The 14,616-nt window shown below is 44.2% G+C and carries 10 protein-coding genes and 1 riboswitch; of the genes, 2 read left to right on the forward strand and 8 right to left on the reverse strand.

Annotated elements, in window-relative coordinates; genetic code table 11:
- Positions 1-223 precede the first annotated feature (223 nt).
- Positions 224-688 (forward strand): MarR family winged helix-turn-helix transcriptional regulator, encoded by a 465-nt coding sequence (locus BUA17_RS07435; protein WP_072733100.1) that lies wholly within the window; start codon positions 224-226, stop codon positions 686-688.
- 1 nt (position 689) lies between these two features.
- Positions 690-2,072: an alpha/beta hydrolase gene (locus tag BUA17_RS07440; protein ID WP_072733101.1), complete on the forward strand. Its 1,383-nt coding sequence runs from the start codon at positions 690-692 to the stop codon at positions 2,070-2,072.
- Positions 2,073-2,231: 159 nt separating this feature from the next.
- On the opposite strand, the gene BUA17_RS07445 is transcribed toward BUA17_RS07440, so the two are convergent.
- The 8 genes from BUA17_RS07445 to BUA17_RS07475 form a co-directional block, all read right to left on the reverse strand.
- A complete protein-coding gene (locus BUA17_RS07445; RefSeq protein WP_072733102.1) occupies positions 2,232-2,987 on the reverse strand; it encodes a class I SAM-dependent methyltransferase in 756 nt (251 codons plus the stop codon).
- 17 nt (positions 2,988-3,004) lie between these two features.
- A complete protein-coding gene (secA2, locus tag BUA17_RS07450) occupies positions 3,005-5,293 on the reverse strand; it encodes an accessory Sec system translocase SecA2 (RefSeq protein WP_072733103.1) in 2,289 nt (762 codons plus the stop codon).
- A gap of 183 nt (positions 5,294-5,476) precedes the next feature.
- The gene (locus tag BUA17_RS07455) at positions 5,477-7,777 is read right to left on the reverse strand and encodes a copper amine oxidase N-terminal domain-containing protein (protein WP_072733104.1); all 2,301 of its coding nucleotides are present in this window, start codon (positions 7,775-7,777) and stop codon (positions 5,477-5,479) included.
- A 391-nt stretch (positions 7,778-8,168) separates the two neighbouring features.
- Complete coding sequence (locus BUA17_RS31140) at positions 8,169-8,342, reverse strand: hypothetical protein (RefSeq protein WP_161490550.1); 174 nt, start codon at positions 8,340-8,342, stop codon at positions 8,169-8,171.
- Positions 8,343-8,510: 168 nt separating this feature from the next.
- Positions 8,511-8,716: riboswitch (cobalamin riboswitch) on the reverse strand.
- Between the two features lie 112 nt (positions 8,717-8,828).
- The gene (locus BUA17_RS07460) at positions 8,829-10,376 is read right to left on the reverse strand and encodes an ABC transporter substrate-binding protein (RefSeq protein WP_072733105.1); all 1,548 of its coding nucleotides are present in this window, start codon (positions 10,374-10,376) and stop codon (positions 8,829-8,831) included.
- A gap of 7 nt (positions 10,377-10,383) precedes the next feature.
- Positions 10,384-11,145 (reverse strand): response regulator transcription factor, encoded by a 762-nt coding sequence (locus BUA17_RS07465; RefSeq protein WP_072733106.1) that lies wholly within the window; start codon positions 11,143-11,145, stop codon positions 10,384-10,386.
- Between the two features lie 3 nt (positions 11,146-11,148).
- Positions 11,149-12,876 carry a sensor histidine kinase gene (locus tag BUA17_RS07470; protein ID WP_072733107.1) on the reverse strand — a complete coding sequence of 576 codons (1,728 nt, stop codon included), beginning with the start codon at positions 12,874-12,876 and terminating at the stop codon, positions 11,149-11,151.
- A 174-nt stretch (positions 12,877-13,050) separates the two neighbouring features.
- The gene (locus BUA17_RS07475) at positions 13,051-14,556 is read right to left on the reverse strand and encodes an ABC transporter substrate-binding protein (RefSeq protein WP_072733108.1); all 1,506 of its coding nucleotides are present in this window, start codon (positions 14,554-14,556) and stop codon (positions 13,051-13,053) included.
- Positions 14,557-14,616: the final 60 nt, after the last annotated feature.

Genomic DNA, 14,616 nt, shown 5'->3' on the forward strand with positions numbered 1-14,616 from the left:
GGACAAGAACTTGTATGGCTAAATAAAAAAAGCCGCTAAAATAGCGACTTTCAAATGGGGCTATGTTCTTGTCTCTCGACAAGTGTTTAGAACGGAGAATCTTAACTAACAATAACATTTGCCTTTTTTTCAATTGTTGACTTACAAAAAACATGCTGTTAATATTAGTTTCACAATCTAACCGTTAGACAATGAAACTAATCTCGTAAAGGAGCAATTAACTATGGATATGGATAGAAAGCAATTAGAACAACATATTGATCTGTATACTCAGAGAGCAATATCAATTTCAATCAGTATGCAATCTATTCAAAAGAATATTTCAAAAGATAGCAGTGTTACTCCAGACCAGTTTAATTTATTGAATGTCATTAATACGACTGATCATTGCACAGCCAGTTTTTTAGCTAAAGCACTTAATGTCAAAAAAAGTTCTATTACTGCTATCGTGAATCGATTAACGGATAAAGAATTAATTAAACGTGAGTACAATGAAAAAGATAAACGAGTGGTCTGGCTTGAATTAACAGAAAAAGGACAGCACATTGTGTTGGAAGAGAGACAGAAAATACTGGCTGTATTGATGCCTTTAGGAAATAAGCTCACTGTTAAAGAGCTGGAGGAATTAAACCAATATTTATCTGTGATTGATACACAATTAAATAATATAAAGAAGGATATGGTTTAAAATGAAATTTAATATGAGGTTATACGGAGTTATTGTAGGGTTAATTACGATCTTATTGTCTTGGTCACAGTCATTTTTTATCAATTATCTTATCCCATTAGGAATCGTAGCCATGGTTGTGTCTGTAGTTAATATTCTAGTCGTTAAGAAGCACTTAAATGAAAAGATCTATCTTGCCTGGTTAGGTATCTCGGCTTTGTTTATAGCTACTGAAATCCTCTGGATGATATTTGATAAAATCGGATTATTTGTAGTTGCACAAGTTTCATTTGCAGTAACCGGGTTTGCATTAATTATTTTTGCATTAGGCATGCATAAGAAAATGAATCGAAGTTTCAAATCATTAACGTTGAGAATTAGCAAATGGGTTCTCGTCCTTGTTTTAATGTTGGGGACATCCATATTAATATTATTTACAGCTACGCCAAAGCCAGTTGCTTTATATTTGCAAAGCAGTTCTGGAGCAGAAAATACTTACACAGCAGAACCATCTACTACCACAATTATTGATGGTAAATATCAGTTAACAACGAATATTCAATATGGAGATAAGTATCCAAGAAGTTTTTTAAATATCATTACACCCGATGGTCAATTGGATGAAGAACGTCCAACATACTTTTATGTGCACGGCGGTGGATTTATCGCGGGAGATTCAATTGGAGGTGATCCTAACGCAGGAGCGGCTTCAAATACAATGTTATATCATTATGAATTAATGGTTGATCATGGTTATAATGTGGTGACCATAAATTATGCTTTAGCTCCTGAATATATACACCCTACACCCATAAAACAATTATCAGAAGCGGTGCAATATATGCAGCAAAATGGCAAACAGTACGGAATTAATATGAACAATGTAATCTTTGGCGGGGGAAGCGCAGGTGGATTTATCGCTGCAGACTTTGTGACAATTCAAGCTAACGCTGAGTATGCGAAAGAAATTGACATTAATCCTGTCATAGAGCTTACGGATATCAAAGCTTTAGTATTAGAAGTACCCATTCTTGACTTTAGTCGGGGCCATAGAACCGTAACCGAAGACATCGTGACTGACTATATTTTCGCTCAATCAGGAAGTGCATACATTGGTCAGCCGGTGGTTAGCGCTGATAAAGATATCTTACAATCCTTAAATGTAATACCAAGAGCGACGAGTAATTTCCCTCCAACTTTTATAACGGATGGAAACACGGGGACATTCACAGATCAGGCTGAAGATTATTATAACCGCTTAAAAGAATTAGGGGTCAAGACAGATTTATATATTCCTGATATCCATGAGAGCAAAGAAGTTCATGGATATATGAACACGATTGATACTAAAGCAACTCGAACTTATATTCAGAGAAAATTAGCCTTCTTGGATAGTTTAGATTAATGGTGTTAGACATTTATAAACAAAAAGTCGTTGCCTACTTATCACTTAGGCAACGAATCAACATCTAGGCGTACAATCGTTAAAAGGCTCTATGGACGTAAACTCCACAAACATACCCAGCTATAGCTTGATGATATAGCTGGGTATCATTTTGTTGATCTATACTTCTCCCCAAAAAATCTCAGTTTCATAATCGAATTCAACAATACCATCTTGATTATTTTTATCAAATAAATTCCGCAGTTCTGTCATCATAGGATCGTAATTTGCATGCCCGGGTACAGGGCTGTAGGAAGATGATAGCAAACGGCCTTTCAAACCCTCGAAATCGAACTCCTGACTCATTCTGAATCGCATTTCATGCATTGAACCTTCCTTGAAAAAAGAGAGCAAAATCGTCTTAGATATATTTTTATGATTGACTTTTTCGTAGTCGGTTCCGTATGTATGAAGCAGTTGATTGTACTCTTCACGAAATGGAGTACCGTTTGTAAGACGTGAATTCCAGATGAGTATTACTCTCCCACCTGGCCGTAAAATTCTGCGAAACTCCATTTGGGCTGCGGAGCGATCGAACCAATGAAACGCCTGAGCGCAGACAATAAAATCAACCGACTGATCAGGTAACCCAGTAGATTCTGCAGAACCTGATGTACTCTGAAATTTCGGATTACTTTCTAACATTTGCTCGGCGGCTTCCCGCATTGCCTGATTTGGCTCGACCGCGATAACATAGCTTCCGCGTTCCAGAAGTAGCTTTGAGATGATCCCAGTACCTGATCCGATGTCTGCTATGTTGCTGTTCGCACGTAAACCGACGACGTCGTACAAATGGTCAATAGCCTCTTTGGGATAGCTCGGGCGGTATTTCAAATACGAATCGACCCGATTCGAAAACCGTTCTCTGTTGTTCATCGATCGTCACGCTCCCATCAATATTTTGACATCCTATATATCGGCCTCAGTAACAGCTTCAAAATCTTACTGCCCCAAAAAGCAAATACCGTCGTTCCGGTCCATGAGCTGCGCTTATCTTGGCTATATTGATCGTTGATCATATAAGTCCGAGTCGAAATAGGACTCTTCAGACCGAACTGTTCCCATTTCGCCGGATCATTCGAACCTCCGAGTTTTCTAAGCATATTCGCCGACTCATGATCTATTTTAGCCGGAATTTGCTCGAATGCTTGGGTGATTTGCGTATGAAACTCGTCGATCGGGTTGCGACTGGTAATGCTCTGGAGATGGATGCTTTCGCGAATGTAAGAAACGTATGCCAGATGGTCAGCCCAGAACTCGTCGATATAAAAAAGCCGTACCCGCTGCTCTGAAGGACTCATCTTCCTCTCGCCTTTCAATATTTCGAGCCGCTCCTCGTATAGAATTCGCCTCTGATCCTCCACCATATCGGAATAACAGTTCAATTCCCGCTGAATATCGAAGTTTTGGCCAATAATCACGCGCTGAATATGCTCGATTTTGCTGCGGAGCGCTGGATCATCAAGAACCTCGTCCTGCTTGGGAGAGCGAAACAATTTATGAATGCCCAAGCGAAGCATCAACTCGTCTTCCAGGCTTATATAGAATACGGAAGCACCCGGATCACCTTGGCGGCCAGAACGCCCGCGCAACTGGTTATCTATCCGCATGCTTTCGTTCACATGTGTACCTATCACGTATAATCCCCCTAGCTTGGCAACCACTTCTGCCTGAGCGGGATTACCGCCGCCCAGACGAATGTCGACGCCGCGCCCTGCCATATTCGTAGATACCGTTATGGCCCCGATTTCTCCCGCTTTGGCGATGATCTCGGCTTCTTTCGCATCGTTTTTCGCATTCAGAACCTGACAAGATACGCCGGCAATCGCAAGCGCCTCCGCCAGCATGTCAGACTCCTCGACGCTTGACGTACCAATAAGAATGGGGCGTCCCACCCTATGGACGGAAGAGATTTCTTGTACAAGCGCCTTATATTTGGCTTCTTTATGGGTGTAAATTCGGTGCTGGTGGTCGATCCGTATGTTTGGCTGGTTCGGCGGAATTTGCACGACCTGCAGCGCATAGATATCTTCGAATTCCATTGCTGAAGCGAGCGCCGTAGCCGTCATTCCGCAAATTCCCGAATACAGGCTAATGAAATGTTGAATGGTGATCGTACCGAGAATTCTACCACCGGCCTTCCACTGCAACCCTTCTTTCGCCACCAGTGCAGCTTGCAGCCCGTCCGGAAAATACCTGTTCTCAGCCACACGGCCGGTATGTTCTTCGATTAACTCAATTTCACCATCCCGGACGATGTAATCGACGTCTTTTTTTAATAACGCTTCCACATGCAGCGCACAATTCAATGACGTTAACAAATGACTATTATGGCTATCGTACAAATTGCCGCATCCCAGCAGCAACTCCGCTTTTGCAGCACCCGCATCATTCAAGTAAACGTTCCGCTGGAACTCGTCAAAATCGTAATGCTCTGCTGGCTGAAGCTGCCGGGCCACTTCTGCGAAAAGAATACCGTCATTCTTGGAAGCGCTCGAATCGCCACTAATGACTAGCGGCACCCGCGCTTCATCAAGAAGCAATGAATCCGCTTCGTCGACGATGACGTAGTGGAAAGGACGGTGTACGGTATCAGCTTCATTTAATGCTATTGTGTCACGCAAATAATCGAACCCTGCTTCTTTAGCCGTAACATAGGTTATATCCTTGGCGTACGCTTCCCGTTTCTCCAACAGGCTCATGCCCGCTTGAACCGAGCTTACCGTTAATCCGAGGAAGCGGTAGATCGGACCCATCCACTCCGCATCTCGATTTGCCAAGTAGTCGTTAAAAGTGAGTACATGAACGCCTTCGCCTGTCAACGCGTTGAGATAAGCAGGCATAACAGCAGAGAGTGTTTTTCCTTCACCGGTATGCTGCTCGATCAAAAATCTCTCGTGCAAAGCGATAGCAGCCATAATCTGGACATCGTAAGGCTGTAATCCGAGTGTTCTCTTCGCAGCCTCGCAGACTAACGCATAAGCATCAACAAGCAGCTCATCCAAATGCGTGCCTGATCGTGCTTCTTCTTGCAGCCGAAGGGATTCCACTTGTAGACGCTGATCTTCCCAAGCTTCCAAATTCCGTTTCCTGATAAGCTCCACTTTGTCTCGATAATCTTTCAACAAACGCCGGGTATCGCGCTCCTTGAATTCACGTATCAACTTGACGACTACATTCATCGGAATTTGATTCCTCCTCAGTAGAAATAAGCGGTTCTATAGTGGCTTTTTAAGCAGCATCCATTCCGTATATCCTCATATCCCCAGTGAAAAGAAAAGACTCCTTATGGAGTCCTTTACTTCGATAGTTAATACGCCAACCCAATCATTCATTCCCGCTCTAGCTTATGAGAGACAACTTCATCACTTCTCCGATGGGAGCGGTGTAAAGAGTAGATTAACCGGCAGGTTGCTTCCTGGCGCGGCAGAGAAAAGAATCGTTACGCTCTCTCCATATGCCCCTGTGCGGTAAAGAACGCTTTGTTCACTTGAATTGCTAACAGCAACGTTACCATCGGCAATGGATACAACCTGATTGTTCACTAGAGCCACTCCTGAGTATTTCCCTCCACGAGGGTTAAATGAGATTAACGTACGCGGAGCCACATTATTCAGCGTGATTTTGTACAATACGCCAAAATTACCCGCGTTGGATGCGTCTGTGTAAGCCATTGGATCTGTTCCAACCAGATTGGGATCGCTTGCGTTATCACCCAGTGGCAGACGAGCAGGTTTGACTCCCACTAGCTGATCATACGTAATGATACGAGTCGCATTCGGGTACGTTCCACGGTTGTGCACACCGTCACGATCAAGCACAGGTAGCATTGGTAAAGTCTCGAACGGATCTTTATTTTCTTCGACGAGGATAACGTTATAATCCAGGGAATAATCACTATAAGCATCCGAATAGAGTGAGATCACTTGTCCTTCTTTCATCGGAGTTTTATTTAGCTCGGTCAAAATCAGTTTGCTTTCTCCAGGTTGAATAACTTCTTTCTTCTGATCGGCTCCGGTCTGAATCGATTTGAACCATTTATCAATCGACAGTTTCCCAGCTACGGTAGCATACGGTGTAGGCCCGGCAAAGCCCATATTTTGTTGTTCGAATACGGCCGGATTGGGGTTGTTATTGGTTGCAATAACATACATTTTTACTCTTTTGCCTGTATTGTTAACATGATGAATCATGAAACGGGTCTGCCCTGAAGATGATTCTTTATATACGATGCCTTCCGTATTAACCGTTTCAGGACTGTTGCTGCGGATCAGCAGACTTGGCTCATCCCTGTACGTATAAGGTACTTTTTCCATAGAAGTCACTTCGCCACCGTTGAAGGTGAATTTCTGTCCTACCGGCGTGAAGAGTAAATTGAAATCGGAAAATGAATATAATGTCTCATTAGTTATGGTTATAACTTTGGAGTACGTGTTCGTCGCGCCGTGATTGTCAGTAACGGTGAGTGTTACCGTTTTTGGACCGGGTTCAAAGAAGGCCAGCGAATTGTTTTCCCATACCGTTTTTTCAATACTGTTTTCATCATCTGTACTTTGGTCGATGTATGTTATTTTTTCGCCCATTTTATATTGTTCCTTGTCTGTAGTGAACATGGCTACAGGAGGAAGATTAGGACTCAGTACTTGAATCGTCATCAAATAGGGATCGCTCCATTGACCGTTGGAATCCTGTACTTGATATGAAATCGTATATGTACCCGCTTGATCAAATGATTCCTGACGACCTGTCCAGCGTTCGTCTAGGATATCCAGACCATTTGGAGAACTGGAAGAAGTTACATAGTCCACTTTATCGCCCGCAAAAATTTCCTTTTGGGAAATCACAAAGCTTGCAACGGGTTTAGTATTGAGATTCAGCACAACCGTTTTAGCCGACTGATTCACTTTATAGGTGATGTTCAAAGCTTGAGTAATGGAAGTTAACGGCACCATGAACGTATTTTTTTGCTGATAAGCAGGGCCTTTCATTGTTCTGGACTCTCCATTTACGGTATAGACCGTGCTGTTGGTTTTGAATCGGAGCTCATTATCACCACTGATGATGATCGTTTCCTTGGTTTTATTATCGTATTTGACCCCGTATCCCACACGGTCCACCAGTGCACGGATCGCAACATAGGATACGCCGTTTTTTACAGTCATGGGCTGGCCAGCAAGATACGTTTTGCCATCCTGCTCCATTTTGTTGCTATTCATGTACAACGTCAGATTGCCGCCTGCTGCTACGGCAGAATTTCCATCAATAGATGGTTGCTCTATTTGAGCTGGCGTAGCTGGCGTTTCAACATCCTCGGCGGTTCCCTCTTGGTTTACAGATTTCGTACTCGTTTCGTTTGTAGTCGCCCCTTCGCCATCAATGGCGGATTTCTCGATATCTGTTTTGGGTGTTTCCTCAGTGCCTGTCAAAGTTCCGGTTTCTTTTCCTTTAGTGGACGGCGTATTGGTGGATGCATTATTGCTCCCTGTCTTTACTTCACGCTCAGCGATCGGCTGCTCCTGCTTCAATACCTCAACCGATTCTACTTTGGCCGTATTTACTGATGCTGTGTCATCTTGCGGTGCTGATTGCGCACTCACTGAACCGACTGCAAATGCTTGAAAAACGGCTAAAGCGGTAAAAATGGACAATTTCTTCTTCATATTCATGCTTTGTCTTTGGCTCCTTCTGCTCCCAAGTAATTGTTATCCTCTCAAAAAGTCATACTATTAGACGCTAGATTTAGGAAAAAGTTTCTAGTAAACTTGTAAATTATGGATCGTGTTCAGCTATTTTCAATGGAAATGCTATTTATTCAACAAATGAATTATAAAAGAATCATTTAAGAGTCTTCAAAAGATTACCTTTTAAGCAGCGGATAGCGCAAACGTATAAGCCTTCACTAACATTACTGGCTAACCGTAGTAATACAAAAAGCCGCTATAAAATAGCGACTTTGAATTGGAACAATCGTTTTCTCCCTCGACAATTGATTTTTCTTACTTTATGCATCGATTTTACCAGCCAGAATGTACTATAATGTTCTACTTGCTAGCAAATCTAACTTAGTACTTTTCGTAGTATCTTCTGCCAGCGCTCTTGTGTGTCTGGAGATGTATATTCCAGATGATGAAGCAGGTCGCCATATGCATCGGCATTTAAATTTCGAATGACTCTGATCATCGTTTGTTCATTTTCTACGTGAGACAAAAAATGGACTAATTCATACCGCATTGATGGACTCCCTCCTCATAACCCACAACCTTGTGGACATCTGTACTCATGACATCTGTAGACAACCAAAAAAGACGTCTTTCCCCTGAAAAAGCATAGGGAAAGACGCCTCCATAATTATGCAAATTATGACGGTTCATCTAACACCTTCCTATCTCCCGTAGGTACAGCAGTGCTGTCGAAACAGGCAGGTCTCCTGGCTCCGGAATCGTCACATGGCAGCGGCCTTCCCGATTGATCTCAATCAGTGGCTAAGTAGGCTACCTGCTCCTCCGTCACAGTGGCGGGACCGCGTCGGCATCGCACCGACTTCCCTTTTAAGTTTGGCCGACAAGCAATGTTTGCGACCAGACACCTGTTCCCGATATTTAATTTGGGTATTTTAAAATCTCTTACATCTTACTCGACAACGAAAGACAAATACAAGCGTTCAATTACAAAGGAGTAAATACCACATCCTGAACACCCTTTCAATTGGCAAATAATTTAGTGAGCTTTTTGACGAACACTGTGAATGCCATGCATCTGATCAACACGCCAAACGTCAAGTTGCCTCTGCACTTCTGTCCGCACCTCGTCCAGACCTGCCTGCTTCAGCTCCTCATTAAATTTGGGCAGTACCCTGTCCACATCCACACTGCCGGTCATCAGGCTTGGATAGTACTTTTCCCAAACCATTTTTATGAGGTTGACCTGAATGGACATACTGGTTAAATTCGGCGTAAATCCGAGCAACTTCGATGTAACGTATTCCGCGTTTGCTGCTCGGTACTGATCCCACTTATCCAACGGATCGGGATATTTTCCACCGATCGTTTTGAGAATGAACCAGTTTCCTTGTGTATATTGCACACCTTCATAGCCGACTTCTGATACCGGATCATTGCCGCTGTCTCCCGAAGATTTCAGCAGCACCTGCCCGTTCTTGTCCAACGTATAATGCACACCTTCAATACCGTAATTAAACAGATTGCGGATCTCCGGGTCCGTGTTGAGCAAATTCAAAAACTTTACGCTTTCAACGGGGTGCGCTGACTTTGCGTTTATTGCCATAATCCCGCCGCGAACGGATTCCGTCGTGATTAGTGGCGGGGTCACAGGATAAGCAACAACCTTATAGCCGCGATCCTTGCTCCAGCTGTTTTCCGAAAGTGGTCCCCCTCCCGCAGATTTCCAGAAAACCCGTTCTTCGCGTTTGAGATTTTGGCTCTCCCGCAGGGCCGCGTCTTCATTGATGTAACCCTTGACGTAATAGCTGCGGAGTGTATCCAGCACCTGCCTTGCTTCCTTGGCCTCAAATATATTGATCACATGCGCGTCGGGATCCAGAGAACGCACCATGAGCGGTAGCGGTTTGTCCAACACATATTCGTAACCGTACATGGCGAAGAAGTTCTGGGAATCCTTGTCCATCTCCATCAACTGATAGGAGGGTTCCTTTTCCTTGATCATTTGGAACAGCGGATCCAAAGACTCCAGGGAATTGTATTTTGTAATGTCGATGTCATACTTTTGGACAAGCGTCTCCGGATACATCCATTGCATGCGGACGGCAAGCTCCTTATTCGTAGGCACACCGTAGATGCCGCCGTCTTCCATGCGAACGCCCTGCCATAGAACGGGGTCGATCGTGTCGTACATATCCTTGCCGAAGCTGGATAAGTAGCTGTCCAGTCTCAGCCATGCTCCTCGCTGAACATAGCTTGAGTAATCTGTGGTAAAAGCAATATCAAAAGGAGTTCCCGTCGAAATTAGCGTATTGATCCGGTCATTGTACTCCTGCCACCCAACCTTAATATATGTAATAGTGATTCCGATTTTTTGGGCCAACACTTCATTGATTTTAGCGTTTACCATCTTCAGATCCTGGTCAGGATTGCCAAGCGTATAATAAATCAGATTCACTGTGTTGATACTTCTGTCGAATTCCTCGTTCTGCCCGGATATTGATATACACCCCGACAAAGGCAGCGTCAACATCGCTGTAATCAGGACAGACTTGATCAATGTGTTCCAGATAGATGAATGTATCATTTCTGGACTACTCCTTTCTCCGCAGATCGGAAGGCGATTTGCTGAAGTAGGCTTGGAAATGCGTATAAAAATAGTTTAGATTAGCGTAACCGACGGAGAGTGCAATTGTCGATATCTTCTCGTCTGTAGCCTGAATACGCTCTCGTGCACATAACATTCGGTAAACCATAAGGTACTCCGAAAATTTCATCTTGGTTTCCTTCAGAAACATCTGTCCAAGATAGGTTCCGTTCATCCGAAAACGACTGGCCAACACTTTGAGATTGATATTTTGATCGTATTCAGCCTTAACCATCAGCAGAATGCGGTTGGTTAGCTTGGATAAGCTGTCGTAGCGCACTTCCAATATAGGGTCTATGTCACGGCAGTTCGGATTTCTTCCCTCCAGCGTACCGTTCAAATTTTCGACAATAACTCGTTCAATCAGAGCTTGAAGCTTTGCTCGCTCAACGGGCTTGAGTAGATAATCCTTAACCCCACAATGAATAGCCTCCAGGGCGTACTCGAACTCACCATAACCGCTCATCATAATATAGGTCGTCGGGAGCCCTAGCTCATTAAGCTTGTGAATGGCGTTATAGCCACGCTCCTTGCCGATGCAAACGTCAAAAATTGCGAGGTCCGGCCAAAACTCCACAGCCTTTGTTAGCGCATCCCCATAGGTTTCGCTGGTCTCGATCTGTCTGAAGCCAAGCATTTCCCAGTCCAGCGTTCGCTTGATTCCCTCCAGGATTAGTGGCTCGTCATCAACGATCAGAAGTTTGTACATACATTACGCCTCCTTCGCTATGGTTAAGGTAACTTTGACACCAGCTTCCACATTATTTTCAATTTGCATGGTAAAGCCTTTCCCATAGAAAAAATGAAGCCGTGTATACACGTTGCGCAGGCCAATGCTCTCCGATACCGAGTCCCCGACAAAAGACAGATTGCGGCGGATATCAGCCAATCGATCTTCCGAGATCGAGTTCCCGTTGTCTACAATCTCCAATACGTATGAGTGGTTATTTTCAATGCCATTCACAACAAGCAGATTAAATTCGTGGTCCGAATGGAAGCCGTGTACGAAAAAGTTCTCGGCGAGCGGCTGCATCCAGAACTTAACGGTAGGTAAAGCCAGCAGTCCCTGGTCCACATTGATTTGATAATAGAATTTGTCCGGATATTTAAATTCCATGATCTTTAAGTATTTTTCAAGCAAAGCCAGCTCACTGCCCAACAGAATAATATCTTCGTTCTTCACGATTTCACGATATAACGAGCCCAGTGTAGCTACCGCTTCAGCCGTATCAACCGCGCGGCCCGCCAACGCAAACGATCGGATTATTTCAAGTGTATTGTACAAAAAATGAGGGTTAATTTGATTTTGAAGCGCTTTCATTTCTGTTTCCTTCTGTTTCAGTTTTAGCAAGTACTCGGTTCGAATATGTTGGTTGAGCTGATGCGTCATATCGTCGAGTTCCCTCGCGATCATTCCGTACTCATTCTTTCGATAGCGGGTCGGACTGATTGGCGTAAAATTGGCGGATTTTACACGTTGGATGGAATAGATAATTCGTTGCAGAAAACCTGCGTCTTCACGAAGATTGTATCCGATTAAAAGGAGAAAACTGACCATAGCTGCCAAGAAGATCAAGAACACGATAAGCAGCATACCGGTTTTTTGTCGGATAAGCACTGCCATGTCTACAATACTAATCAATTGGTAATCGTAAGCATTGGACGAATGGGTCACATAAAATGCGCGATCCAGCTTGCCTAACTGCATAAACCCCTTGGTACGTTCTTTTGAAGCAGCCTTTATGAATAATTCCTGGGTGGCTCTGCCTCCAACGTCCATGAGATAGACATCTCCAGCCGCGCTGACGACTCCGTTTTCGATCCATTGATTGTTCTGCACGCCTTTGAATAATACATCGCTGCTGACCAAAAAACGAAACTCACCGAGCTGGCGTGAGATTTGATTTTCGTCCAGCAGCTGCTTACGGATGACGAAACCTCTTTGGATTGTCTCTCGAAATATATCATCCGTGTTAGGCAGATTAAACAAAAAGCTCGTCGCACCGTTACTGGCGAAACGTACTACGTTGCCTCGTTCCTCGGTATGCAGACTCACCTGGATAATATCTTCCTGCCCACTGCCGAGAAAAGCTTTCACATCCTCTGGAAACGATGCGAGAGGCTGATCATAGCGGCTGTTCTGGAGTCTTCCCGTCAGATAACCTTCCGCGCTGTTGGCGAGAAAATAACGAACGTCTGCCACCAGACCGTTATTGGAGTAAACTCGCTGTAAATAGGATTCGATCCGCTCAGCATCGTTTTGAAGAATGCTTTCAACCCGGGAGAATGCATCTGCCGCTTGATTCTGAGCATTCTCTAACCACTGCTGCAGCAAAACAAGTGTGGTCAATACGCTTAAAATCAGACCCATGAATAACGTAAAAATCGCGTAAGCAATAAATTTGCGGCGGTAGATTTTGATTTGAAAGAAGGAAAACATGCAGCTCTCCTTAGCAGTTGGATTATATTGAGACTTATAGTTTTACCATATAGCTATTTGTCGGACAAATCAATCCGTTATAAACTCAAATTAAATGCAAATGTCACCAGTAAGATTGGAAAACCCGAACGGCCACAACGGCTCCGTTCGGGTTATTGTCGCAAGTCTCAAGGATTATGATTTGAAATATGCGTTGATCTGTTCTTGTGCGGCTTCCATAATCTTATCCAATCCAGCTTTCTTCAACTCTTCTATAATTTGCGGTATCTTTTTTTCCGGATCGGATGCGCCAGTGATCAGCTCATAATTGTATTTGTTCCATACAGCCTTCACATTGGCTACTTCAGTGCCGAGTTCACTAATATCCAGTGCAAAGCCAAGGATCGAAGATGAGGTGGCTGCTTCATTCAGCTTGCGGACCTGATCCCACTGATCTTCAGGTGCGCCTTTTGTGACAGCCATGTTGAAGAACGTTCCTTGTGTATAGGCCGCCAGCGGCCACGAATCCGTTTTCCGTTCAACTGTATTGTCGTTTACATAATCGAAATCGACACCCTCTTCTCCATAAGCAAGCATATTACGCAGCTTGGGGTCGGTGTTTACCAGTTCCAGATATTTAAGCGCTTCTTCCTTGTACTTGGAGTTGGCAGAGATTGCGTTCATGGATCCCTGGATTGTGCTGGTTGTATAGATCGGACCCAGAATTTGAACCATGTCGTATTTATCAATACCCGCCGAGATCTGCCAATTCACTTCTGCACCAGGGAACGCCTGCGCACTGAAGAACGGGCGATAAGGGTCAGCCTCGATCTTGGTTGGCGCATCCGGATTGATAATGCCGTCTTTGTACCATTGATGCATGAGCTTCAGTTTTCCCTGTATATCCGGTTGTTCCAGAACAGAAACGACTGTACGGGATTCATCTTCGGCCTTTACGCCGATCGGCTGAAAGCCGAGAGTCATATCGTCATAGTCATTAAAGAAACCGTTAATGCCCTCTCCTTGAGTCAAGGACAGTGGATAGAACCCTTTGCCTTCACCAGCCTTGAAGTCACGGAATGGCTTGTCCAGATCCTGTAGTCTCTTGATGCTGCCGAGGTCGACATTGTACTTTTGCACGAGCGCATCGTCAAACACCCAGTACTGGGTTAATGAAGAATCCTTATATGTTGGAACAGCGTAAATCTTGCCACCGACTTTCGTTCCATCCCACACCAATTCTGGGATATAGCTGTGCAAGTCCGGTACCGTACTTGGCACAAGGTCGGTAATATCCGTGAATGCGCCCATGTTGACCTGTTGACTGTATTTTCCGTTATTCGTAAACATAATGTCGAAAGCTTTACCGGAGTTTACAATCGTATTGATCTTGGTGTCCCAATCGCCCCAACTGGCAACGCGGAGATCGATTTTTACACCAATCTTCTCTGCCGTATATTCGTTTATCTTCTCAATTGCCTTATCAAAATTGGCTGGCACTTGTCCGCCGATCGTCCACCACACCAGCGTAGGTACCTCGCCGGAACCTTCGCCTGCATTCGATCCTGAGTTTTCCGCTGACGTGTTGTTTGACGCGTTATTGTTGTCTGAGCCGGAACAGCCTGTTAAACCAAAGATAGCCAGCGTTACCACTCCAATCAAAAGCGGAGCTTTCATCCATGCTTTAAACCTTGTCCTCATTCCTCTATTCCCTCCCTTAAGTTAACACGCACCGATCCTGCGAAAAAATTATGATAAACC

The sequence above is a fragment of the Paenibacillus sp. ov031 genome (genome assembly GCF_900143165.1).
Lineage (GTDB): Bacteria > Bacillota > Bacilli > Paenibacillales > Paenibacillaceae > Paenibacillus > Paenibacillus marchantiae.

Bases quoted from the DNA above. Each gene is read 5' to 3' on its own strand.
- BUA17_RS07435 (WP_072733100.1), top strand. From the start codon at position 224: ATGGATATGGATAGAAAGCAATTAGAACAACATATTGATCTGTATACT.
- BUA17_RS07440 (WP_072733101.1), top strand. From the start codon at position 690: ATGAAATTTAATATGAGGTTATACGGAGTTATTGTAGGGTTAATTACG.
- BUA17_RS07445 (WP_072733102.1), bottom strand. From the start codon at position 2,987: ATGAACAACAGAGAACGGTTTTCGAATCGGGTCGATTCGTATTTGAAA.
- secA2 (WP_072733103.1), bottom strand. From the start codon at position 5,293: ATGAATGTAGTCGTCAAGTTGATACGTGAATTCAAGGAGCGCGATACC.
- BUA17_RS07455 (WP_072733104.1), bottom strand. From the start codon at position 7,777: ATGAATATGAAGAAGAAATTGTCCATTTTTACCGCTTTAGCCGTTTTT.
- BUA17_RS31140 (WP_161490550.1), bottom strand. From the start codon at position 8,342: ATGCGGTATGAATTAGTCCATTTTTTGTCTCACGTAGAAAATGAACAA.
- BUA17_RS07460 (WP_072733105.1), bottom strand. From the start codon at position 10,376: ATGATACATTCATCTATCTGGAACACATTGATCAAGTCTGTCCTGATT.
- BUA17_RS07465 (WP_072733106.1), bottom strand. From the start codon at position 11,145: ATGTACAAACTTCTGATCGTTGATGACGAGCCACTAATCCTGGAGGGA.
- BUA17_RS07470 (WP_072733107.1), bottom strand. From the start codon at position 12,876: ATGTTTTCCTTCTTTCAAATCAAAATCTACCGCCGCAAATTTATTGCT.
- BUA17_RS07475 (WP_072733108.1), bottom strand. From the start codon at position 14,556: ATGAGGACAAGGTTTAAAGCATGGATGAAAGCTCCGCTTTTGATTGGA.